Consider the following 20,449-nt stretch of genomic DNA (forward strand, 5'->3'; position numbering starts at 1 on the left):
GGCGCAGGATGGTCGCGAACCCACTCGGTGTACATGAACTGCCCCATGCACCAGCATGCACCGAACGCGACGCTGCCAGCCACCAGCGTCCACCACACGACTGCCAAGACATCCCACAGGGCGTTCCCCAGCTGTTGCCATGCCGGGCCGTACGGATTCCCGTATGTCACCTCACCCACCTCCAGCCGTGGCGGCCGAACCCGGGGATCGCGATCACCCGTAGGTAGCGGTCGGTGCCAGCCTACGCCGAAATACATAGGAGGAAAAGGGTAGATGCAGAGGGTCCAGCCGCCCACGGCGCTACGCCTCCCCTGCACTGGCATGCTGTTGGATACCGATGGCGTTCATCGCCGGGCGTTGCCGCGTCTGGCTGAGCGAGTTCGGGAAACCACCAAGAATCGGCGCACCCCAGCAGTGTCGTCTCCGCTTTGAGTCGTCGTTGCCCCGATGTCGTGGGGACCACGTATGCGGCCTCGTTGCCCTTTGAGCACCATCGTCCGACACTGTCAGGATGACGGCACCGGCCTCGAGGCGGTGACGCGGTCGCTGACCAGCGACGCACAGGCTGGACTTCATGAGGAGTGCCACGCCACGGCGCGTGTCCGCTCTCCGAGCCCCCAGCCCTTCGACGGCGGCCTTTGGACGGAAAAGCTAGGCAGGTGGGGTATGGAGCAACCTTCTGGTGGAACGGCGGCAGTGGAGCGGCGGCCGTGAGCCCGGTCCGAGCACGACCAGGGCGCCGGCCGGGGCACAGTTCGACACGCGAGGAGATAGCTCGGGCAGCCCGCGAGCAGTTCGCCGCTGGAGGCTACGATCGCGTCACGCTGAGGGCGGTCGCAGCACAGGCGGGCGTGGATGCCGCCCTCGTGGCGTATTTCTTCGGCTCGAAACGAGAGTTGTTCGACGAAGTCGTCAACCCTTTTTCTGATTCGTCCGCGCTCATGGCTCGACTCCTGGAGGGGGACCCGAGGCTCGTCGGCGAGCGCTTGGCAAGACTGGTGATTGAGGCACTCGATGATACGGGCCGGCGAGAGCGCATCCTTGGAACCATCCGCACCGCGGCGGTCGAAGCCGACACCGCTCGCAAGGTTGGCGAGAAGTTCACCACTGAGCTGCTGGAACCGGTCGTGTCCCAGCTCGGGGTCGCGCAGGCGCCATTGCGCGCCGCGCTCGTGATGTCGCAGATCCTTGGCCTCGCCTTGGCTCGCCACGTCGTCGGCCTCGAGGATCTGACCTCTGCAAGCCAGGACGAGCTGGTGGCCGCGCTTGCTCCCACGTTGCAGCGCTACTTGGTTGGCGACATCCCCTGACTGGCGTCCGGCTGTCCCCAAACATCGCCCCTTGCGATCTGCGGCGGATGGAACTGCTGAGCCGCTTACACCTGGAGCAGTAGCGCTTATCCCGGCGTCGCTCCGGGCTCTGGCCACGCGAGACTTCACGGGTGGGTGCGCTCGCCGTCGCCAAAGCCGTTATGGTTGGTACATGCAATCAGTTGGATCGGAGACCGACCTGGCCTCGGTGGAGTCCATCGAGCAGGAGCTGACCCTGTTGGTGCGTCGTGCCCAGAAGGTGCACTTGCGCGGCGGCCCGACAGAGCAGGTCGTGGAGAGGGCCGCCTACGGGATCCTCGCGTGGCTCCATGACACCGGCCCGCTGCGGTCCAGTGAGCTCGCAGCGCACTTCCACCTGGACGCCTCGACGATCAGCCGACAGGTCGCGGCCCTGGAGCAGGCCGGCCTGGTCACGCGCGAACCGGACGCCGATGACCGGCGCGCTCTCCGGCTGCGGCTCACCGATCGAGGCAAGAAGGTGTTGAGCACGACGCGGGCGGAACGACGCGGCGTCGTCCGGGAGCTGCTGCGGTCGTGGTCGCCCGAGGATCTGGCGCGCTTCGCGTCCCTGCTGGCGGCGTTCAACGCCGGTCTCGACGAGCATCTGACCGGGGATCCGCACACCGCGGAAGGGGGCCAGCGATGAGTACGGCATCCTCCCCCGGAGCCGGGTGCCCCCGGGGCACCCGGCGAGCAGGTGATGCCGGAGCTGACGCACCGGCAGATCCTCACCGTCCTGGTCGGGCTCATGCTCGGCATGCTGGTCGCCGCCCTGTCCCAGACGATCGTGGCCACCGCGCTGCCCACCATCGTCGGCGAGCTCGGCGGTCAGGACCAGCTGGCCTGGGTCGTCTCGGCCACCCTGTTGACCTCGACCGCCTCCACTCCCATCTGGGGCAAGCTGTCGGACCTGTACGGCCGCAAGATCATGTTCCAGTCCGCGATCGGGATCTTCCTGGTCTCCTCACTCGCCGCCGGGTTCGCCCAGAACATGGGGCAGCTGGTGGGGTCCCGGGCCGTCATGGGACTCGGCGTCGGCGGGCTGATGGCACTGTCCCAGGCGATCATCGGCGACGTCGTCAGTCCCCGCGAACGCGGCCGCTACCAGGGCTACATCGGCTCGGTCTTCGGCCTGGCCACCGTCGCCGGGCCCCTGCTGGGTGGCTTCCTGGTCGAGCACCTCTCGTGGCGATGGACCTTCTGGGTCGGGATCCCCATCGGCATCGTGGCCCTGGTGGTGACCGAACGCGTCCTGAAGCTTCCGTTCCCACGCCGCCGGCACGCTATCGACTGGCTGGGGGCGTTCTTCATCGTCGCCGGGATCAGCGCGCTGCTGCTAATGCTCTCGCTCGGCGGCAAGGAGTTCGCCTGGAACTCGGCCTGGACCTACGGGTTGACCGCGGTAGCTCTAACCATGCTGGCGCTCACGGTCTGGCAGGAGCGCCGGGCGGCCGAACCGATCATGCCGCCGCGGCTGTTCGCCAACCACACCTTCGTCATCACCAGCCTGGCCGGCTTCGCGGTCGGGGTCGCCATGTTCGGCGCCATCATCTTCTTGCCGCAGTACCTGCAGATCGTCAAGGGTGAGTCCCCCACCGCCTCCGGCCTGCTGACCCTTCCGCTGATGGTCGGCCTGCTGGCCACCTCCATCGGATCGGGGCGGCTGATCACCCGCACCGGCCGCTACAAGATCTTCCCCGTCGTCGGCCTGCTGGTCGCCGCCGTCGGCCTGACGCTGATGAGCCGGCTGTCAGTGGACACCTCGCTGTGGCTGGCCGGCGTTTTCATGTTCATCACCGGCGCCGGCATCGGCATGGTGATGCAGGTCCTCGTGCTGGCGACCCAGAATGCGGTGCCCCATGCCGACCTCGGCGTCGCCACCTCTGGAGCCACGTTCTTCCGCTCCCTGGGCGGCGCGATGGGGGTCGCGGTCTTCGGCGCCCTGCTCACCCATCGGCTCCGCGACACCATCCCCGCGCAGCTGAAGGCGGCCGGGGTGAGCGCCGACCAGATGCCCGCCGGCTCGGCCACCCAGGGCAGCCCCGAGCAGATCGCGGCGCTGCCCGAGCCCATCCATCTCGCGGTCACCACCGGGTTCGCCGAGGCGCTGCAGACCACCTTCCTCGCCGCCGTACCGTTCGCGATCCTCGGGTTCGTCATCCTGCTGTTCCTGCGCGAGACCCCGTTGCGCGAGACCCGGGGACACACCTCGGGCGAGGATCTCGCCGCCGCGTTCGAGACCTCGGTCGACCCCGACGCACATCTCACCAACGACGAAGACGCCCCACGGCCCGAGAACCCCCCGCCCCCGGAGAGACCACCCCACCGTCGCTAGGCAGGCCCGGTCCCCCCGGCGTCCGCGCCCCCGTCGACCGCGAGGATGCGCAGCGCCTCGTCCGCATGGGCCTCCATCCGCAGCTCACTACGGATCACTCCCCGCACGCGCTGGTCGGAGCCGATCACGAAGGTGCTCCGCCGCGGCGGCAACCCGGGAAGATTCCGCTGCGCACCGTAGGCGGAAGCCACGGCCCCGTCGGCGTCGGAGAGCAATCGGTACCCCAGGTCATGCTCGGCGTCGAACTGACGCTGACGAGCCACGGAGTCGCGGCTGATCCCGACCCTGGTCGCACCGGCCGCCTCGAACTCCGCAGCCAGGTCACGGAAATGGCAGCTCTGCGCGGTGCAGCCTCGACTCATCGCCAACGGGTAGAAGAACAGCACCACCGGCCCGGCCGCGAGCAGCCGACTCAGCCGGACGGGAGTCTCATGCTGGTCGGGCAGTTCGAAGTCCGGGGCAAGGTCACCGACGCCTATCAGGCCGCTCATCGAGGACTCCCTCCGGCCCGGGCGCTTCGGTTCGGGTCGTGGTGCAACGGCGCGATCAGCCGAAGTCGAACAGCGGGTCGGTCAGTGTGAGGCCCAACTCCGGGCCGGCCCAGCCGAACAGGACCAGCACCATCAGCGCCGCCCCGGCCAGCGCCAGGTCCTTGAGGAACTGGGTCTGTTCCATCATCCGCTGCTGAGGATCTTCGACGCCCCAGGGGCCGTGCATGATCACGGCCGTGGGAACCAGGAAGACCACCAGGAACAGGGCGCCCAGGTCGCCCCAGGCGCCCAGCAGGACCATCAGTGCGCCGGCCACGATCAGCAGCCCCGTCCCGAAGACCGCTGCCGGGGCGAGCGCCTGGGGAACCCCGCGCGAGGCGGTGTACTGGGCCATCATCTTGGTTTTGGTCAGGTGCCCGAAGCCCGACATCAAGAACAACACCGCAAACAGGATGCGCCCCACCAACACGACTACGTCCACGCTCAGCCACCGACCTTCCACGCCGGGTGCGGAGCAGGACCGTGGCCGCCCGCTCCATGGGCTTCATCCTAGGCCGCAAACTTACGTATGGTAAGTACTCTTCGTAAGTGACGTTGGAGTGGGTGTGCCCTGCGGCGACGTGACCGCGGCGGGCGTGGTGTCCGGCCAGAGGTTCCTCGCGACGAACCGAAACGTCATGATGGACCAGTGACGCAGCAGAGCAGCACTTCTGGACAATGGCCGCCCGGCCACTGCCTCGGCCTGCAGCAAGCGCTGGAACTCATCGGCGGCAGATGGACGGGCAGCATCCTGCTCGCAGTGCTCTCCGGAGCCCGGCGGTTCAGCGACATCCGCGTCGCCGTGCCGGGCGTCTCGGATCGGCTGCTGTGCGACCGGCTGCGCCGGCTCGAGGCCGAGGGACTCCTCGAGCGTCACTCCGCCACGGATCCGGGCCTGGTCGGGTATGCCCCGACCGAGGCAGGGCAGGCGCTCGTGCCCGCGCTACGCGCGTTGTCGGAGTGGACTACGCATTGGAGAGGCGGGACCGGGCGCGAATCCGACACCGGGCCCGACCGTTGAAGAGAGCGCCGTCCTGGGCTGGCCGTGCCACTCAGGTTGTACCAACCGCTGCCGAGACTCCGAGGAAACCCGCCACCAAGATCGGCACCCACGGGACTGCGGAACTTCGGAACACTAGGCGTCGGGAAGTACGGCGCCCGACGATGTCCCCCGTCATCGCGGCATGCCCTGGTTGAAGTGAGTCACGTCCACAGAAAGGAAGAGGGCCGAGGCGGAGGCGACACGTGACCCTCCGAGCTGCTTCATGTCGGCTTCCATGAAGAGCTTGCGCCCTTCTGTCCGGGTGACCCTGGCCGCGAGATCGTAGGTGGTGCCGAGGATGACCGGTGAGTCGTAGAGCACCTCGAGCTTGCGGGTCACCGCAGGACCGCCCGTGAGGTAGAGCAGGAACCCGAAGAGGTCGTCGAAAACGGTTGCTACGGCACCGCCGTGGGCGATCCCGGGTGCGCCCACGTGACGTTCATCGAAGACATGGGTCGCGTGCACCTCCTCGCCTCGACGATGGACGGTGAGGTGGTGGCCGTGCGGGTTGTCGGGGCCACAGGCGAGGCAGTGGGGGTGGTGTGGCGGAAGTTGAGCACCATCAGCGTGCGGCCGGAACTTCTCGTTCCAGCCGGCGAGGAGCTCCTCCATGCTGCTCATAGCGGCTCACCCCGCCGCTGGTCGCGACTGCCAGGTGTCGCAAGACCGTCGAGGACCAGCTCGCTGACCGCGGAAGAGAAACGCGCTGCGTCGGCGGATGGGTCCGCGGACGGCCCCTCCACGGCCGCGCTGAGACCAGCGACGGTGATGGCACCGAAGACGCTCAAGGCCACGGCGCCCGGATCGGCGACCTGGCGCAGCGACCCGTCGGAGACACCCTCAGCCAATAGTTGCTCGATCGGTTCGTAGAAGGCAGTCCGCAGTGCCGCTGCCAACTCGGGCAGCCGGGTCGCGCGTCCGAGGTCGCCGACCAGTGCCCGACACAAGGACGGGTGCTCGAGCATCACCCCCAGCTGCGCTTGCACAGCCGCCTCCAGTCGGGTCCGCGCGTTCTCCTCGCTCGCCACCGCAACACCGACGGCTCCGGCGATCATGTCCAACAGGTCGCCGAGGAGAAACTCCAGCACCGCGTTCTTGCCGTCGAGGTGGTAGTAGATCGTGGCCTTGGGGATGCCCGTGGCCTCAGCGATGTCTTCGATCTTGGTGCCGTCCAGACCACGCTCCGCGATCAGCTCCGCCGCCCCGTAGAGCTGACTGGCCAACTTCGCCGGAAGCTTCCTCATCCCACACGTCTCCGTTCGGGTGCCGTCGATCTCAGTGAGGTCGCGTCTCTCGACCTGCGCGACATCGTATGTTGTACTCACGGTACAAACCAAGGGTTCAGGAGATGACGCGGCCAACCGAGCGACCTCCGGTGGCCGGCACGCTCGTTGCCCCCGAACCCGCTGGCCGTGCTCGACCATCCATCACAGCTGAGGGTCGCGGATGAAGGAGCGACCGCGAAGGAGGTGTTCGATGAGCGATCCCGTTAGCGGACTTCGGATTTCACACGTCATCCGCGAAGGAGCAATGCGGCACCGCGGGCGGTTCTTCATGCGGCGATGTGCCTGGTGGTGCGAGTCCAGCAGCTGAGAGACGATGCCTGCATGCTGGAGACACCGCCTGGCGTGCTGATCCTCGCTGGCGAGTTGAAGCGTCTCGGCTGGACAAGTGAGTCTTCGTCGGTGGGTCGGTCGCTACCGGTGATTATCACGCCAACATCAGCGATCTCGACCTCGTCGCATGGGCCACCGGTCCAATCGATTGCCAGCGGCGCGCCGCGCTGGAGCGGATTCATCGCTCGCTCGACCGAGGGGCGGCAAATAGGGCCCTGTTGGGCTGCGCGTACGTTGATGTCGACCGCCTGTGCGATCTCGACGCGGCACACGCCACCTGGACCCACGGCGCTATGGTCGAGCGCGCCTGGTCCCCGGTGGCAAGGGCTGAGGTCGTCCGCCACGGCTATGCCGTGTTCGGGAGGCCGCCGCAGACACTGCTGCCGATTGTCGACGACCAGGACATTCGGCGGGCGGCTCGGGCAGAGTTGACCGGCTACTGGGCGAAGGCTGCCTCTAGGCCGTGGTGGTGGGTCGACCGAACCATGATCGACCTCGGCCTGACCTCGATGGCCAGGGGTCGTCACGCGCTTCGCACGGGACAACTGTTGACGAAAACCGCTGCCATCGAAGCCGTCGACGCCCCACCGTGCTCATGGATCAAGCAGGCTTCACCGTCTCTGGCATGCCCGTGCACCTGGACCGCGACCAGGCCATGGAGTTGCTGACGATGCTCGCGGACGAGATGCGGCAGGCCATTGGCGATGATGAGCTGCCGGCGGATCCCTCCACGGTCTAGTCGCACGCCCGCCGAGGGGTGCACGACGGCCCCGCCTGGAGGGGGCAACCAGGGGGGCCGTCTGCACGAGGGGTGACGCCGCCACAGTGCACCACGACCAGCCGGGTGTAAAGGCCCCTTATGCCTGCCCGGACGACGGCCGCCCCATGGCCCGAGCACCCGCCATCGTGAGCGCTCGGGCCTACGTCTGTAGGCACTCATGAATGCCCACGGATGTGCCGGATCTGTACCCAGTGCGGTCGAAGCTATCCGCGTACTTGCAGCGCGAACATGTTGCCGGGTCGAACTTCCCCCGGACAGGGTGGTCGAGCACGACCGTGTTCAATCTCGGGTAGGTGGGCGACAGGTTGAACGTCATCTCGTACGACTCCGGGCCGATGCGCTCGTCGCAGCCCTCGACGAAGTACGAGGTGTCCGTGCTGTGTCAGCCTGTAGCGGGTGCGTTCGTCACGAGTAGCAGGTCCCCGCGGAGCGCACCGCGGAGTACTGGCCGGGGTTCAACCGGTGGATGTAACACCGCTTGTTAGAGCAACAGTAGGTGCTCGTTGAATGCTTCGGTCGGGGTCTTCCAGCCGAGGGTCTTCCTTGATCTGGTGTTGAGTGCGTGAGCGACCGCTTCAATCTCCTTTGCCGACCACACCCGAGACACGTCCGTGCCCTTGGGGAAGTACCGGCGCAGCAGACCGTGGTGTTCGCTCGTCTCGTATGGGGATCGCTACTGGAGCGCGTGCGAACCGGCGGACGTCCGCGACCCGCTACCTGACGACGTCGAGCAGCCCGCCCTCACCGCGAGGACCTCGACGTGTCCGGTGAGCTGAGCTCGCTCCCTGGGCACAGGCAGCCCCCGCATCAGCGCGATCGACCAGGAACCACGGCCGCTGACCTGACATAACCCGAGTTGTTTAACAACGACGTCGAGTTTTCAGACTTCGCTGCATCTCGACAACTCGACTTTCCACATTCCCGAACTCACCAGATCCCTCGCACCTCATGCATCGTCGGACATAGGCGCCGGGCGGGGCGTCTGGGATCGGCTCTTCATGATTGTCGACAAAGCTGATCGGGTGCGTCGCGGCGCCCACGGTGTCGACCACGCTCTGAGCCGGTAGTCACACCCCTGCCCGCCCGCATCACGCGCATCGAGACAGTCATCGGTGCATACCTCCTTGGCATGAAGGTGTCGCAGCGGTTCCACACGTCGACCAAACGCGCTGTCCACAGCCCGCAGGGCACGGAGCCCACCTCGTTCTGCAAGAGGTGTATGTCGAAAGGGGGTCAGGACGGGCGGGACGGTATCGACACCTCGAAGATGCGGGAAGGCTGAAGGCGTCAAGTACGCGAACATGACGGAGGGTGCAGCGCTTCGATGCGAGCGTGCATGCGGGTCGTCGCTGTCATGGGCAGACGGTGTGACGACTTCCTCAGCTTGCGGTCGCACACCGCTGAGGCGGACTTCTGGACGCCGTCGAGCGTCGAGTTCCAGGCGCTGACACCGGAAGCCCACGCTGTTCAAGGCCCACGCTCCCCACAACCGTCTCGCCGGCGGTGGATTCCTCCCCGCTTCGTTACGCCGCGGGTCACCAAGGCAACGCTCTTTCACCTGCGCGAACGGCATGCGTCCTCCCCCGCCCGTCCTGGGACGGGCGAACTGAGGACGGGCGCACAATGGTGCTCCCCTCGTGCACACTGGCGACATCAACGACTGTCCATTGAACTCCGCACTCCGGTTGTCACGGACTCGAGCCGTGGCGGATCTAATGACCAAACCCGCAGGTCAAACCGGTCATGCTGAATCAGCAGGACCGTGGGCTGCGAGAGGCAGCCGGCGCGCATGCTTCAGGACCTCCCGAGCGAAGCAGTGGGGCAGCGGCACCGGCCACAGCCGGTCGGGTACGGCGGGCGGACCAGCCGATCTCGGGGTCCTCCCAGGAGACGAAGAGCGCCCAACGTCTTGTTCGCCAGCTCCGCATCAGCGGCGTCGACCAGACGACGCCGGGACAAGTCAGCAACGCGGCGCGCCACGTCAGTCTCGGTCATCGGCGCCACCCATCGCTGATCGCCGATCATCGACAGGATTGCCACGCACACCTGCCTCGAGAGGCAGGGCTGTCCTGCTTCCGACCCGACGGTCGCGACCAGCCAGGAGTCATCCCATGACCGCTCAGCCCACCATCGCGAACCCACGTCCCAATCCCGGCGACGAGATGCTCACCCTGCACGAAGCCTGCGCCTTCCTTCGCGTCCCCGAAGGCACGCTGCGGTACTGGCGCCACCTCGGCGCCGGGCCGCGCAGCTTCAAGGTCGGTCGCCACGTCCGCTACTGGCGCGCCGACCTCGTCCTTTGGCTCACCGAGCAGACCAACCGTCCACAGGATCACCGCTAGGACAAGACGCTGTCGGATCTCAGAGAGACGATGGAGCAATCCTGGAAGGAGCTTCACCATGGCGGGAAACATCGCCAAGCGAGCCAACGGCAAGTGGCGGGCGCGGTACCGCGACGAGGCCGGCAAGGAACACTCGCGGCACTTTGACCGCAAGATCGATGCCCAGCAGTGGCTGGACCAAGTCACGTCGACGGTGATCACCGGGACGTACGCCGACCCCAAGGCTGGCCGAATCACGTTCGCGGCCTTCTTCGGGGAGTGGTCGGCCCGCCAGGTCTGGGCACCTGGCACCGTGCTCGCGACGTCGCTGGCGGCGAGATCCGTGCCCTTCGCGGAGAGGCCGATGAAGCAGGTCCGTCGATCGGACGTCGAGACCTGGGTCAAGCAGATGAACGCCGCCGGGCTCGCCCCCGGCACGATCAAGACGCGATACGTCAACGTCAGATCGGTGTTCCGCGCCGCCGTGAAGGACCGGGTGATCGGTTCCGACCCAACCGAAGGCGTACGCCTCCCCCGCGGCCGTCGCGCGGACATGGCCATGTCGATCCCCGTACCGGAGGAGGTGGGGCAGCTCATGGCCGTGGCTGACGCGCGGTTCAAGCCATTCATCGCCCTCTGCGCATTCGCCGGCCTGCGGCTAGGCGAGGCCGCCGGTGTCCAGCTCGACGACGTCGATTTCCTCCGCAGATCGCTTAAGGTTTCCCGCCAGGTGCAGCGGGTCAACGGCGGAGCAATCGACGTGCGGCCACCGAAGTACGGATCAGAGCGCGTCGTCTACCTGGCTGACAGTCTCATCAACGTACTCGCCGAGCACGTCACCGCTCACAGCACCGGCGGCAAGGATCGGTGGCTCTTCGCCGGGGATGGCAACGACCCGCCGCATCAGAACACCGTCAGCTACTGGTGGCGCAAGACGTTGCGAGACGCCAACCTGTCGGGCATCAAGCTCCATGACCTGAGGCACTTTTACGCCTCCGGCCTCATCGCAGCCGGGTGCGACGTAGTGACCGTCCAGCGATCGCTCGGCCACGCGAAGGCGACGACGACCCTCAACACCTACGCGCACCTCTGGCCCACCGCCGAGGACCGTACGAGGAAGGCAGCGGAGTCGATCATGTCCGCGTCGCTCGGTGAGCCAGCCGCTTCCCTGGCCAAGTTGGTGGCGCGTCCGGCCGAGTGAGCTGTGGCGCCGGCTCGCAGACGCACTTCCCCGCGAGTGAGCCGGTTGCGCGTCACAGCGGCTCAAGACAGACGCACGCACTCCGTCGCGGTCGTTCGATGCAGGCGCGCGCCGAAGAGTGTCGCCTAATCGCCCATCCCGCGCTTTGGGGAAGACTGGAGCAATGATTGAAGAGGCATGGGACCGGGCCGACGTGTCGGACTGGCCCGTGCGTCGCGTCGAACAGGTCGGGTCTACAGAGAACCTGTGGCTACTCGACCCATCGACGAACGAGGAATGGCTTCACAAGGACACCGTCGTTCCTGCTAACGGTGTCGAGCAGGGCGAGGACTGGGCGGAGGTCGTATCCACCCGAGTAGCAGCGGAACTAGACGGTATGGAGTGACCACTCAGGGCTGCTGAATGGTTGCGGGCCGGGGCCTCGCTCACACATGTTCGTGGGTTACCGAGCAGGGGCCACCTGCTCGGCCTATCCGACAGTTGTGGGAGGCCCCGGTGTTTACAGAGCGTACGAGTGTTGGGCTCGACGTGCACGCACGGTCAGTTGCGGCAGCAGCGATCGACGGCGTCACGGGCGAGCTTGTCCAGGCGAAGCTGACTCCGTCGCATGAGCACATCCGGTCCTGGGTCCAAGCCCTTCCGGGCCCGGTGGCCGTGACCTACGAGGCCGGCCCGACCGGCTTCGACCTCTACCGGGCACTCACCGGTGCAGGAATCCGGTGTGAGGTCGCCGCACCATCGAAGCTGCAGAAGCCGTCGGGCGAGCGGGTCAAGACCGACGCCAAGGACGCGATCCACCTGGCCCGGCTGCTGCGACTCGACGACATCACCGCGGTCGCGATCCCCAGCGTCGACCAGGAAGCGGCTCGCGATCTGGTGCGGGCGCGCGAGGACTGCCGCGGCGACCTGATGCGTGCGCGGCACCGGTTGTCGAAGTTGTTGCTGCGACACGGGATCGTCTACTACGGCGGCCAGGCGTGGACCGGCAAGCACGACGCCTGGCTACGCCACGACGCGCTGCCGCAGTTGACCACGCGCGCGACTCGGCTGACGTTCGACTCCGACTACGAGACCGTACTGACGGTCAAGGCTCGCCGGGACCGGCTCGACACCGCGATCAGTGAGATGGCCGCTGATTCCGAGTTCACCGACATGGTGCACCGACTCGGATGTCTGCGTGGGGTCAGCACCCTGACCGGGTTCGCCCTTGCGGTCGAGATCGGCGACTGGCACCGATTCACCGGCAACACCATCGGGTCCTTCGTCGGACTGGTGCCCAGCGAGCATTCATCCGGCAGCTCGCGGGTGCAGGGGCCGATCACCAAGGCCGGGAACACCCACGTCCGGCGGCTGCTGGTCGAAGCCGCCTGGCACCACCGCGCCCGCTACACCGTGGGCAAGACCATGCGCGACCGCTGGGAACTGGCCCCCGCCGCAGCAAGGGCACGTGGCGACGAGGGCAACCGGCGACTCCACCACCGCTGGGTCAAATTCATCGACCGTCGCAAGAAGAACACGATCGCCAACGTTGCGATCGCCCGTGAGCTGGCCGGCTGGTGCTGGTCCCTGGCCGTGCTCGAGGAGTAGGCAACCCGATCTGCTCCGCCGTCCAACGGGCCGGTGGCAGCGCTCGGAGCGACCCGCGCAACACCTATGAGCAACGGACACCACGCCCGCGACGCTCGATGCTAGACACGCGGTTCTGCTCCTGCCGAAAGCACCGTCCTGCGGTACCCAACCCGCGCATATCAGTCTGACCGCGCGTCGCCAAAGACACGCTCACCAACCCAGACGACGACGAAGCACGAGGCGCCCGCCCCGAACAATCGGGACGGGCGCCTCACCCTGCCTCTTGACAGAACGTCACTACATATCAGGTGTTCCGTGCGCGACTACGAGCCTCTGTTCACGACAAGGCCGGCGAGGGTCGCTCTCGCTATCGGTTATTCCTGACGCTCACGATCTCTGGGAAGGTCCAGTCGTACTTGAGGCGGCTGGCGCCTCTGGCTACTTCCGACACGTCGAGGGTGAGCCCGGCGTTGACCCAAATCGTCCAGACGTCCGACGGCCGGGCCATCACCTGATCAATATTCGCAGCGCGCTGGCTGACGTCGGATCGCCCCTGGGGTTCGCTGGTCCAGCCGAGTTGGATGCATTTGATGTGTTCAGCGGCTACCTGGTCCTGGATGCCCTCATCGCCAACCGCGATCGACACGAACAGAACTGGGCGATTCTTGCTCCTCGCGTCAACGACGCATGAGACCTTCTCGCACCGTCTTACGATCACGCGAGCAGCCTTGGCTACAACGTCATGGACGAGCGCCGTGACGCCTGTCTCGCCGCGCCAGAGGTGCTGAGGCGATGGGTGGAGAAGGGGACGGCGTATCGATTCGAACACAGCGGCCGTCCCGAGTCCCTAGTCGCGCTCGCGATGAATGCGCTATCCCTCGCGTCAAGCCAGGGAGCAGACTGGTGGACGGAGCGCATTGAGAGCCTGAGCCTTGAATCAGTCAGTTCAGAACTTCTGGAAGGCAGGATCCCAGACATGTCCCCGAGCGCAGCTAGGTTCGCTCACGAACTGCTCGAGACGAACGTGGGGAGGTTAAGAGATGCAGTCCGCAACCGCTGACCCAGCGCTGCACCCGTCGTCGTTCGTCAGCAGCTTGCTCGTGCTGTGGCAAGACCCATCGAACCGACGGTTCGTACCGATCGGCCGGTTCGCCTTCGATGGCGAGAGCTATTCGTTCGCGTACACGCGCGCTGCAGCAAAGTTGGCGACCTTCCGACCACTTCCCGGCATGCCTGATGTGGGTCGTCTGTACACCAGCGCGCGCATCCCAGCACTTTTCAATCAGCGCGTGATGAGTTCCTCCAGGAGTGACTTCCCCAGCTATGCACGAGGCATCGGCCTTGATCCGGCGACCGCGACGCCCTGGGAGCAGATCGTGCATTCGGGTGGCACCCGGGCGGGTGACACTCTCCAGTTCATGCAGCTCCCAACGGTCAAGTCGGGACGGGCGCGGGCTCGCTTCTTTGCGAACGGGGTGAAGTACGTACCCAACGCAACGCTCACCATGGACGGCCGAACGGTGTCAGTGTCCGAGGACCAGCACGAGCGGGCGATAGGAGCGCTGGAGCCCGGTGACCGACTGCGGCTCTTGCGCGAGGACAACAACCCAGCAGACCGATACGCGTGCCTCATCGCGTCATCGGTTTCGGACCTGAACTCAGAGTCAGGGCACACCCCGCCCAACGGTGTTCAACCGCTACCCCTGGGTTGGGTCCCGCGCGTCTTGTCTGAAGACATCTGGTCGCTCCTGCGCGCAAGCCAAGTGTCCTGTTCTGTGATTCGGGTTGGCCCGCCTGGCTCGCCGTCGCATCAGCGCATGGTTTTGGATCTGGACCATCCGGCTACGCCCGGATTTCAGTTCGACGCTCGCGGCGACTGGCAACCTGTAGTCGACCGTTAGGAGCGCGACTGCGCGGTCGACGGGAAGGTTGCAGGCCCGCGTTTGCCTGGGCGGCGAGTCAATCCGCCGCTTGCTGGGGTCACCTCAACCGCGAAATCTGCCGAGATGAGCGCGGTCCGCACGTCTCATCGTCGGGGTCAGTTCCAACGGACCCTGGCGTGGGACTTGGCCCGCAGGAAGGCGCGCGTTTCTGACGCCTTCTTCCTCGCCAGCAAGGACCGGGTCGCTCGGGTTGCGCTGTTCACTAGGCGTAACGGCTTCTCGCCTGCCGTCACGAAGTCGGCCTCGGTCGTGCCGTTGCCTTGAACGAGTGTGACCAATGGCAGATACGGCTTCGATCGACTGCGTCACCCGGCTTGAGGCCCGACCCTGAGCCCATGCTCGGCGGACCTCGCCCCGGCCCGTGGCAGTGGTAGACGCCATCTCGCGCTATCGCCTGGCCTATTCGACGCCGTCGATTGCGCCGAGTTTCTTGAGCAGCGCTTTGACATCTGCCGACACGACCGGCGGGTGCTGTGCGGGGAATGTGGGCGGCTTCCCGGTCGACCTGCCCCAGGTAACAGTCGGGTCAGGTAGTTGCGGCTTCGGTTTCGGGAATTGAAGATCGGGCCAGGGTTGCTCGGGATCATTGAACAGGGCCTGGTCAGCTTGCCGTGCGAGAGCCCGGGTCACGACCGAGGCGACCTCGGGGGTCAGGGTGGTCTCCGCCTTCAGAGGTTTGACCGGTTCCGCGACGAGCAGCCGTGTCGGACTCAGCGGCATCCACAGCGGTGACCCCGCGGGGATCAGTCCGTTCCAGTGGGAGCCTGTGGGGTTCAGGGTCACCACGGGCGAGTCGCCTGAGATGAGGGTCGGGCCGGGTGCGGTCAGAACAGCCCAGTGCCAGGAGGTGACCTGCGTCGCAACCTCGTCGAGCTTACGGATCATCGTGCGGAGTTTTGAGGCTCGTGTGTCCTGATCGCTTTGGAGGCCTACCCACGCCTGGCGAGCGATGCGAAGGTACCGGGCGCGTTCCGAGTCGGAGAGTGCCAGCAGTTCGAACTCTTCGGATTTCGAGGCCTCGAGCAGGGCGAGCATTGCTCCCAGGTGGTCGTCGAAGTGGTCAAGGTATGCGAACACGGTCGGGGTGCGGATGAGCTGAGCGACGGTGAAATTGACGACCGTGGGCTTGTCGACGTCGCGGAGTTCCGCGCCGGCACGCAGCGCGGCCAGGGTGACGCCGACGGGTGCTTCGATGTGGTCGGCGAGCCAGGTCTCCACGATGTCGGTCTCTGCGCCGTCGGTGCCGGCGAAGTTGTAGAAGCGTTTTCGAACTGCGCTGTTCGACACCGCGAGACGGCGTGCGGTCGTGGTCCCGCGGTCAAGGACAGCGATGTGGTCCTCGGCGTCAGCCCATCCGCGCAGGTAGGTACGGGGCACGACGTGCTGGTGCTTCTTAACCTTGCCGGTCGCCATGACTGCTCCCTCGGCCTACAACTTGGCCGTGCCGGGCGGGTGCGGCGCTTCTGAGCCGAGCCAGAACCCGGTGGTCATCCAGGTCTCGTAGAAGTACAGCCACTCGCTGATCCAGGGGACGATCAGGTCGGCGATGAAGTGCTGCGTGCCGACGAAGTCGTCGCCGTAGTACAGACACAACTCGTCTCCCGGGTAGACGTGCGGAAGGCCCTGGCCCGGACGGGTTTCGAGTTCCGGGTCCATCACCGTCACCTTGGGACGGCCACGGTGCTCGTAGCGGATCCGAACGGTGTAGCTCACGCTCATCGGCGTCGGCTGCAGCGTCACGGACCAGAGGAGCCTGTTGGCCTTGACCGTCGGCGCAGTCTCGTCGGGGAACTGCGTCTTGAGGCGGACGGCCTGCTGGGTGACGCTGATCTGCCTACCGCGGGGCCTGGCCACCGAAGAACCTGTGGTCCTGGACGGCCGTCGTGGTCGCCGCGGTGGTGAGGAGGCCGCCGGTGGCGAAGTGGACGTTACCGGCTTCGCGGGCCAGATTCGTCCGGGTGCCCAGGACCTTAACGGCCTGTTCGACGGGGGCGCTCCCGAAGGCCTTCGCGACCCGCTGGTGCAACGCGACCGTCCCGTTGGTCTCTTCGATGAAGCCGGCGAGGTCCTGCTCGACGGCCGCGCGCCATGCCTCAAACTTGAGGCGGCGGATCTCGTAGTCGTTCCACTTGTCTGCGAAGTTCTCACCTTCGCAAGCCGGGTTCTCCACCCAGTAGTCACCGTTTCGCATCTCCACGTGCGCCGGCATCCGCTGCACGGCACCCATCGTGGCGGCCAGGAGGTCCTTCTCGCCGAGGTAGGAACGGGCGGCCAATGTCGTGATGAGGCTGGAGGGCGGGCGGTCGTCGTGGTCCTCACCGAAATAGATATCGCGGTGACGCTTGAGGATCTGGACGACGCGGTGCAGTGGCGTGCGAACCCGGTGCTTAGGGACGGCCTCGACGGACCCGTACGTCTTCGAGAGCATCACGCGGCCCTCCTCGAACTGTTTGGCACACTGCCCTCGGAACCAGTTGACGTAGGCCTGCGGGTCGGACTTCTGCCACAGCCGCAGGTTGCGGTCGGTCAGCTCGATTGCGGTGTCAGATGCGGCCGCGGCGTCCGGGATGCAGGGCAGGACATCCATGTGGAAGTCGTCGTAGTGCAGGCACCAGGAGCGGCGGCCCTCGGAGACCTTGCGCGGACTCTCGCAAGCCTGCCCGTCGTGCTCGGCGTGGTAGTCCGCCAAGAGGTCTCCGATCCGATCCTTGAGCTCCTGCTGGGTGATGGAGGTCTTCGCGGTGTCGAGCTTGGAGACGAGGTCAAGGTCGTACTCGACGTGGTCGCCGTGGGGCCGCACGACGGTGCCGAGGAGGAAGCTGCCCTGGACGTACACCTCGGCGTTCGCTTCGGAGAGGCGGTCTCCAAGATCGTGGTAGCAACGCTCGGCTGCGTCGAAGGCCTCGTCGGTGATGTCGAGTTGCTCGATCGTGGTGTCGATGAGCTGGGAGATCTGCTCGTCCTGGGTCGTTGCGAGGGTGGTCATGACGGCTACTTTCAGTCGGCTCTGAGGGGTCGCTGATCAGGCGGTCTCGAGGGTCAGGGCGTAGGCGCCATCGATGCGATCGTACACGCGCAGCGGAGCGTGCGCTCCCCGCATGTGGGCGCGCCCGATCTCGACGGCGCCGGCCGCGCAAACGGCGAGGATCACGCTTATCGGCTGGTTGCGGTGCTGCTCCTCGAGGGTCGCGAGGACTTCACGCCACATGTCGATGAGGGCGCCGAGGTCTTCGGCGCTGCGCAGGATGCTGGGGCTGAGCCCAACGCCTTCGGCGCGGATGTCGTAGCGAGGCCTGGCCCGGAGTTCGTCGGGCAGCGCGTTGATGTCTACCGGCCCGCTGATGCTGAAGGTGACGACCGGGTCACCCTCGCCGGGGGTGGTCGTGACGACGAAGGTGAGGTTCTCGGTCGGACCTGTTGCGTACCAGCCCCACCCTTCGTCGCGGCGGCGGTTGTGAACTGTGACGTTGGTGACGTCGTCGAGCAGGACGCCAAGCTGGACGAGGATGGGGATTCGTGCAAGCGCGAAGACCGAGATGTGGTCGATCTGTCTGGTCTTGAGGTGGTTCTTCAAAGGTCGCAGACGCTTGCGGAGCGTGAGCTGGGTCGAGTCCCAGTAGGTAGCGGCGCTGATGTCCTCGCCGTCGTACACGCGGAGGTCGACCTCGCAGTTCTGGCTGTCGTCGTGCAGGCTAAAATCGGGGAACCTCTGCTCGTCGAGCAGCGCACTGACCACGGCCTGCTTGCTGAAGTCGACGGCCTGGTCGCGGATGTCGCCGGCTACCCGGATGACAGTGGTCTTGGGCTTGCGCAGGAGACCTGTCAGCTCGCGGACATCTCGCTCGTGCTGGGCCTTAAACGCACGCAGTTGCGCTTCGCCGTAGGTGGACCACAGCTCGTGGGTGTCGATGATCTTGTGCTCGCCGGCGCACAGCAGCATCAAGTTCTCCGCCTTGGCTCGCTCCTCCGGCGACTTCGGGCTGTTCCCACGAGGTGAGCCGTCCTCGTCGGTGGCGCCGACGATATGCGCCAGTTGACCGGTGAACACGACCTGGCTGGTGGTGTCGTCCTTGGCGAGGAACTCCTTGCAGAAGGTGCACCGACCACCTGCACCCACCCACACCCGACGAACATCGAGGTCGGAGACCTTGACCCGCTTCCCGTCGCGGTCGACCGCCTTGATCGGGGCAGCACCCTTTTTCGACGCGGCGTTGTTGGTGGTCTTCTTGGCCGCGGTCGTTTTCGCTGCCTTCTTCGCAGTCGTGTCCGCGGTCTTCTTCGCCGCGGGGCTGGAGGCGTTCGCCATCTCCATGATCCTGAGGGTGTGGTCGGTGCTGAGGGTGGTCCGCGGCCCGAGCGGCAAGCCGCACGCTACGAACGTCTGTTCGATTCACATTAGCACTCCGCCCATGCGAGTGCCAAAGATGTTTCTGCGGAGACCAGCGACGAGAGAAGTCCCCGCGGCCCAGGTGACCAGCGGGACGTAGCCACACTCGGTCGTCGAGCGCAGGTCGGCCGCTTGCGCGTCGCCTGCCGTTGGAGGTCGTCATCGAGGGCGGGTCGCTGGCAGCACCCGGGGTCTGGAGATCGGCCATACCGATGGGCAGATCTAGCCCATCATGCCAAACTTCTTGCGGACTCTGCGCGGACCGGGAGGGGGTAAACCCACTCTGACCTGCGGTTTTGCCTTAATTCAGACGTTGAAGCGGAACTCCACCACGTCGCCATCGGCCATCACGTAGTCCTTGCCCTCCATGCGCACCTTGCCGGCCTCCTTGGCCTTCTGCATGGTGCCCAGCGCCATCAGGTCGTCGAAGGAGACGATCTCGGCCTTGATGAAGCCCTTCTGGAAGTCGGTGTGGATGACTCCGGCGGCCTCGGGCGCGGTCGCGCCCTTCGGGATCGTCCAGGCCCGCGTCTCCTTGGGGCCGGCGGTCAGGTAGGTCTGCAGGCCGAGGGTGTCGAAGCCGACGCGGGCGAGCTGGTCGAGGCCAGACTCGGTGATCCCCATCTCGGCGAGCATCTCGTGCGCCATCTCGTCGTCGTCCATCTCGGCGAGGTCGGACTCGAACTTCGCGTCGAGGAAGATCGCCTCGGCCGGCGCGATGATGGCGCGCATCCTGTCCTTGAGCGCCTCGTCGGCGAGCTCGTCGGCGTCGCAGTTGAAGACGTAGATGAACGGCTTGGCGGTCAGCAACGACAGCTCGCGCAGGAGCGAGCGGTCGATGTCGGTCGCGATGATCGGCGTGCCCGACTCCAGCGCCTCCTTGGCGGCCTTGGCGGCCTCGAGGTTGGCGACGAGGTCCTTGACCTTGCGCGACTCCTTCTCGAGACGCGCGATCGCCCGGTCGACGGTGTCGAGGTCGGCGAAGATCAGCTCGGTCTGGATCGTCGAGATGTCGTTGGCGGGGTTGACCTCGCCGTCGACGTGGGTGACGTCCTCGTCGCGGAAGACGCGCGTCACCTGGCAGATCGCGGAGGACTCGCGGATGTGGCTGAGGAACTTGTTGCCGAGGCCCTCCCCCTGGGAGGCACCGCGGACGATGCCGGCGATGTCGACGAACTCGACCGTCGCCGGCAGCAGCTTCGCCGATCCGAACACCTCCGCCAGCTTCGCGAGGCGGCCGTCGGGGACGCCCACGACGCCGACGTTGGGCTCGATCGTCGCGAACGGGTAGTTCGCCGCGAGCACGTCGTTCTTGGTCAGGGCGTTGAAGAGGGTCGACTTGCCCGCATTGGGGAGACCGACGATGCCGATGGTGAGAGCCACGGGCGGGGAG

General features: G+C 66.3%; 20 protein-coding genes and 1 pseudogene. 10 read left to right on the forward strand and 11 right to left on the reverse strand.

The features are described from left to right. Positions 1 to 710: 710 nt before the first annotated feature. The 3 genes from BM127_RS01275 to BM127_RS01285 all read left to right on the forward strand — a co-directional run bounded on the left by BM127_RS01275 (position 711) and on the right by BM127_RS01285 (position 3,666). A complete protein-coding gene (locus tag BM127_RS01275; RefSeq protein WP_175507298.1) occupies positions 711 to 1,310 on the forward strand; it encodes a TetR/AcrR family transcriptional regulator in 600 nt (199 codons plus the stop codon). A 208-nt stretch (positions 1,311 to 1,518) separates the two neighbouring features. Then, entirely contained in the window at positions 1,519 to 1,977 is a 459-nt protein-coding gene (locus BM127_RS01280) for a MarR family winged helix-turn-helix transcriptional regulator (RefSeq protein ID WP_157829643.1), read from the forward strand. A gap of 54 nt (positions 1,978 to 2,031) precedes the next feature. After that, the gene (locus BM127_RS01285) at positions 2,032 to 3,666 is read left to right on the forward strand and encodes an MDR family MFS transporter (protein WP_091193284.1); all 1,635 of its coding nucleotides are present in this window, start codon (positions 2,032 to 2,034) and stop codon (positions 3,664 to 3,666) included. On the opposite strand, the gene BM127_RS01290 is transcribed toward BM127_RS01285, so the two are convergent. Both BM127_RS01290 and BM127_RS01295 read right to left on the reverse strand, forming a co-directional pair. Then, a complete protein-coding gene (locus BM127_RS01290) occupies positions 3,663 to 4,157 on the reverse strand; it encodes a peroxiredoxin (RefSeq protein WP_091193287.1) in 495 nt (164 codons plus the stop codon). The two genes, BM127_RS01285 and BM127_RS01290, sit on opposite strands and share 4 nt — an antisense overlap. A gap of 55 nt (positions 4,158 to 4,212) precedes the next feature. Beyond that, complete coding sequence (locus BM127_RS01295) at positions 4,213 to 4,638, reverse strand: DoxX family protein (protein ID WP_091195306.1); 426 nt, start codon at positions 4,636 to 4,638, stop codon at positions 4,213 to 4,215. A 207-nt stretch (positions 4,639 to 4,845) separates the two neighbouring features. On the opposite strand from BM127_RS01295, the gene BM127_RS01300 reads away from it, so the two are divergent. Then, complete coding sequence (locus BM127_RS01300) at positions 4,846 to 5,217, forward strand: winged helix-turn-helix transcriptional regulator (protein WP_198554462.1); 372 nt, start codon at positions 4,846 to 4,848, stop codon at positions 5,215 to 5,217. Positions 5,218 to 5,370: 153 nt separating this feature from the next. Here the strand turns inward: BM127_RS01300 and BM127_RS01305 are convergent, their stop codons facing one another. The 3 genes and pseudogenes from BM127_RS01305 to BM127_RS22680 all read right to left on the reverse strand — a co-directional run. Next, positions 5,371 to 5,859 (reverse strand): PaaI family thioesterase, encoded by a 489-nt coding sequence (locus tag BM127_RS01305; RefSeq protein ID WP_091193289.1) that lies wholly within the window; start codon positions 5,857 to 5,859, stop codon positions 5,371 to 5,373. Then, the gene (locus BM127_RS01310; protein ID WP_091195313.1) at positions 5,856 to 6,482 is read right to left on the reverse strand and encodes a TetR/AcrR family transcriptional regulator; all 627 of its coding nucleotides are present in this window, start codon (positions 6,480 to 6,482) and stop codon (positions 5,856 to 5,858) included. Before BM127_RS01310 ends, BM127_RS01305 begins: the two co-directional genes overlap by 4 nt. Positions 6,483 to 8,116: 1,634 nt before the next feature. Further along, a pseudogene (locus BM127_RS22680) lies at positions 8,117 to 8,287 on the reverse strand (IS30 family transposase); the annotation flags it as partial. Between the two features lie 1,459 nt (positions 8,288 to 9,746). Between BM127_RS22680 and BM127_RS01320 the strand changes: the two are divergent. From BM127_RS01320 to BM127_RS01335, 4 genes are all read left to right on the forward strand, one after another. After that, entirely contained in the window at positions 9,747 to 9,977 is a 231-nt protein-coding gene (locus tag BM127_RS01320; protein WP_091193292.1) for a helix-turn-helix transcriptional regulator, read from the forward strand. 58 nt (positions 9,978 to 10,035) lie between these two features. Further along, entirely contained in the window at positions 10,036 to 11,157 is a 1,122-nt protein-coding gene (locus tag BM127_RS01325; RefSeq protein WP_091193293.1) for a tyrosine-type recombinase/integrase, read from the forward strand. 163 nt (positions 11,158 to 11,320) lie between these two features. Next, complete coding sequence (locus BM127_RS01330; RefSeq protein ID WP_091193296.1) at positions 11,321 to 11,542, forward strand: hypothetical protein; 222 nt, start codon at positions 11,321 to 11,323, stop codon at positions 11,540 to 11,542. Positions 11,543 to 11,559: 17 nt separating this feature from the next. Then, positions 11,560 to 12,744, forward strand: coding sequence for an IS110 family RNA-guided transposase (locus BM127_RS01335; RefSeq protein ID WP_231263133.1), 1,185 nt, complete (start codon positions 11,560 to 11,562; stop codon positions 12,742 to 12,744). Positions 12,745 to 13,093: 349 nt separating this feature from the next. Here the strand turns inward: BM127_RS01335 and BM127_RS01340 are convergent, their stop codons facing one another. Continuing rightward, positions 13,094 to 13,372, reverse strand: a complete 279-nt coding sequence (locus tag BM127_RS01340; RefSeq protein ID WP_091193301.1) for a hypothetical protein — start codon at positions 13,370 to 13,372, stop codon at positions 13,094 to 13,096. Between the two features lie 96 nt (positions 13,373 to 13,468). On the opposite strand from BM127_RS01340, the gene BM127_RS21735 reads away from it, so the two are divergent. Both BM127_RS21735 and BM127_RS21740 read left to right on the forward strand, forming a co-directional pair. Continuing rightward, complete coding sequence (locus BM127_RS21735) at positions 13,469 to 13,786, forward strand: hypothetical protein (protein ID WP_139227546.1); 318 nt, start codon at positions 13,469 to 13,471, stop codon at positions 13,784 to 13,786. Further along, positions 13,767 to 14,627 (forward strand): hypothetical protein, encoded by an 861-nt coding sequence (locus tag BM127_RS21740; RefSeq protein ID WP_139227548.1) that lies wholly within the window; start codon positions 13,767 to 13,769, stop codon positions 14,625 to 14,627. Before BM127_RS21735 ends, BM127_RS21740 begins: the two co-directional genes overlap by 20 nt. Before the next feature lie 441 nt (positions 14,628 to 15,068). On the opposite strand, the gene BM127_RS01345 is transcribed toward BM127_RS21740, so the two are convergent. The 5 genes from BM127_RS01345 to ychF all read right to left on the reverse strand — a co-directional run bounded on the left by BM127_RS01345 (position 15,069) and on the right by ychF (position 20,439). After that, positions 15,069 to 16,082 carry a DUF4238 domain-containing protein gene (locus BM127_RS01345; protein ID WP_091193304.1) on the reverse strand — a complete coding sequence of 338 codons (1,014 nt, stop codon included), beginning with the start codon at positions 16,080 to 16,082 and terminating at the stop codon, positions 15,069 to 15,071. Positions 16,083 to 16,097: 15 nt separating this feature from the next. Continuing rightward, complete coding sequence (locus BM127_RS01350) at positions 16,098 to 16,523, reverse strand: type II CBASS E2 protein (protein WP_198554464.1); 426 nt, start codon at positions 16,521 to 16,523, stop codon at positions 16,098 to 16,100. Beyond that, positions 16,504 to 17,655 (reverse strand): nucleotidyltransferase domain-containing protein, encoded by a 1,152-nt coding sequence (locus tag BM127_RS01355; protein ID WP_091193307.1) that lies wholly within the window; start codon positions 17,653 to 17,655, stop codon positions 16,504 to 16,506. The genes BM127_RS01350 and BM127_RS01355 overlap by 20 nt, the downstream gene beginning before the upstream one ends. A gap of 36 nt (positions 17,656 to 17,691) precedes the next feature. Beyond that, the gene (locus tag BM127_RS01360) at positions 17,692 to 18,981 is read right to left on the reverse strand and encodes an SAVED domain-containing protein (protein WP_139227550.1); all 1,290 of its coding nucleotides are present in this window, start codon (positions 18,979 to 18,981) and stop codon (positions 17,692 to 17,694) included. 381 nt (positions 18,982 to 19,362) lie between these two features. Beyond that, positions 19,363 to 20,439 (reverse strand): redox-regulated ATPase YchF, encoded by a 1,077-nt coding sequence (gene ychF / locus BM127_RS01365; RefSeq protein ID WP_091193311.1) that lies wholly within the window; start codon positions 20,437 to 20,439, stop codon positions 19,363 to 19,365. Between the last annotated feature and the right edge of the window lie 10 nt (positions 20,440 to 20,449).

This window comes from Nocardioides alpinus (assembly GCF_900112035.1).
GTDB classification, from domain to species: Bacteria; Actinomycetota; Actinomycetes; order Propionibacteriales; family Nocardioidaceae; genus Nocardioides; species Nocardioides alpinus.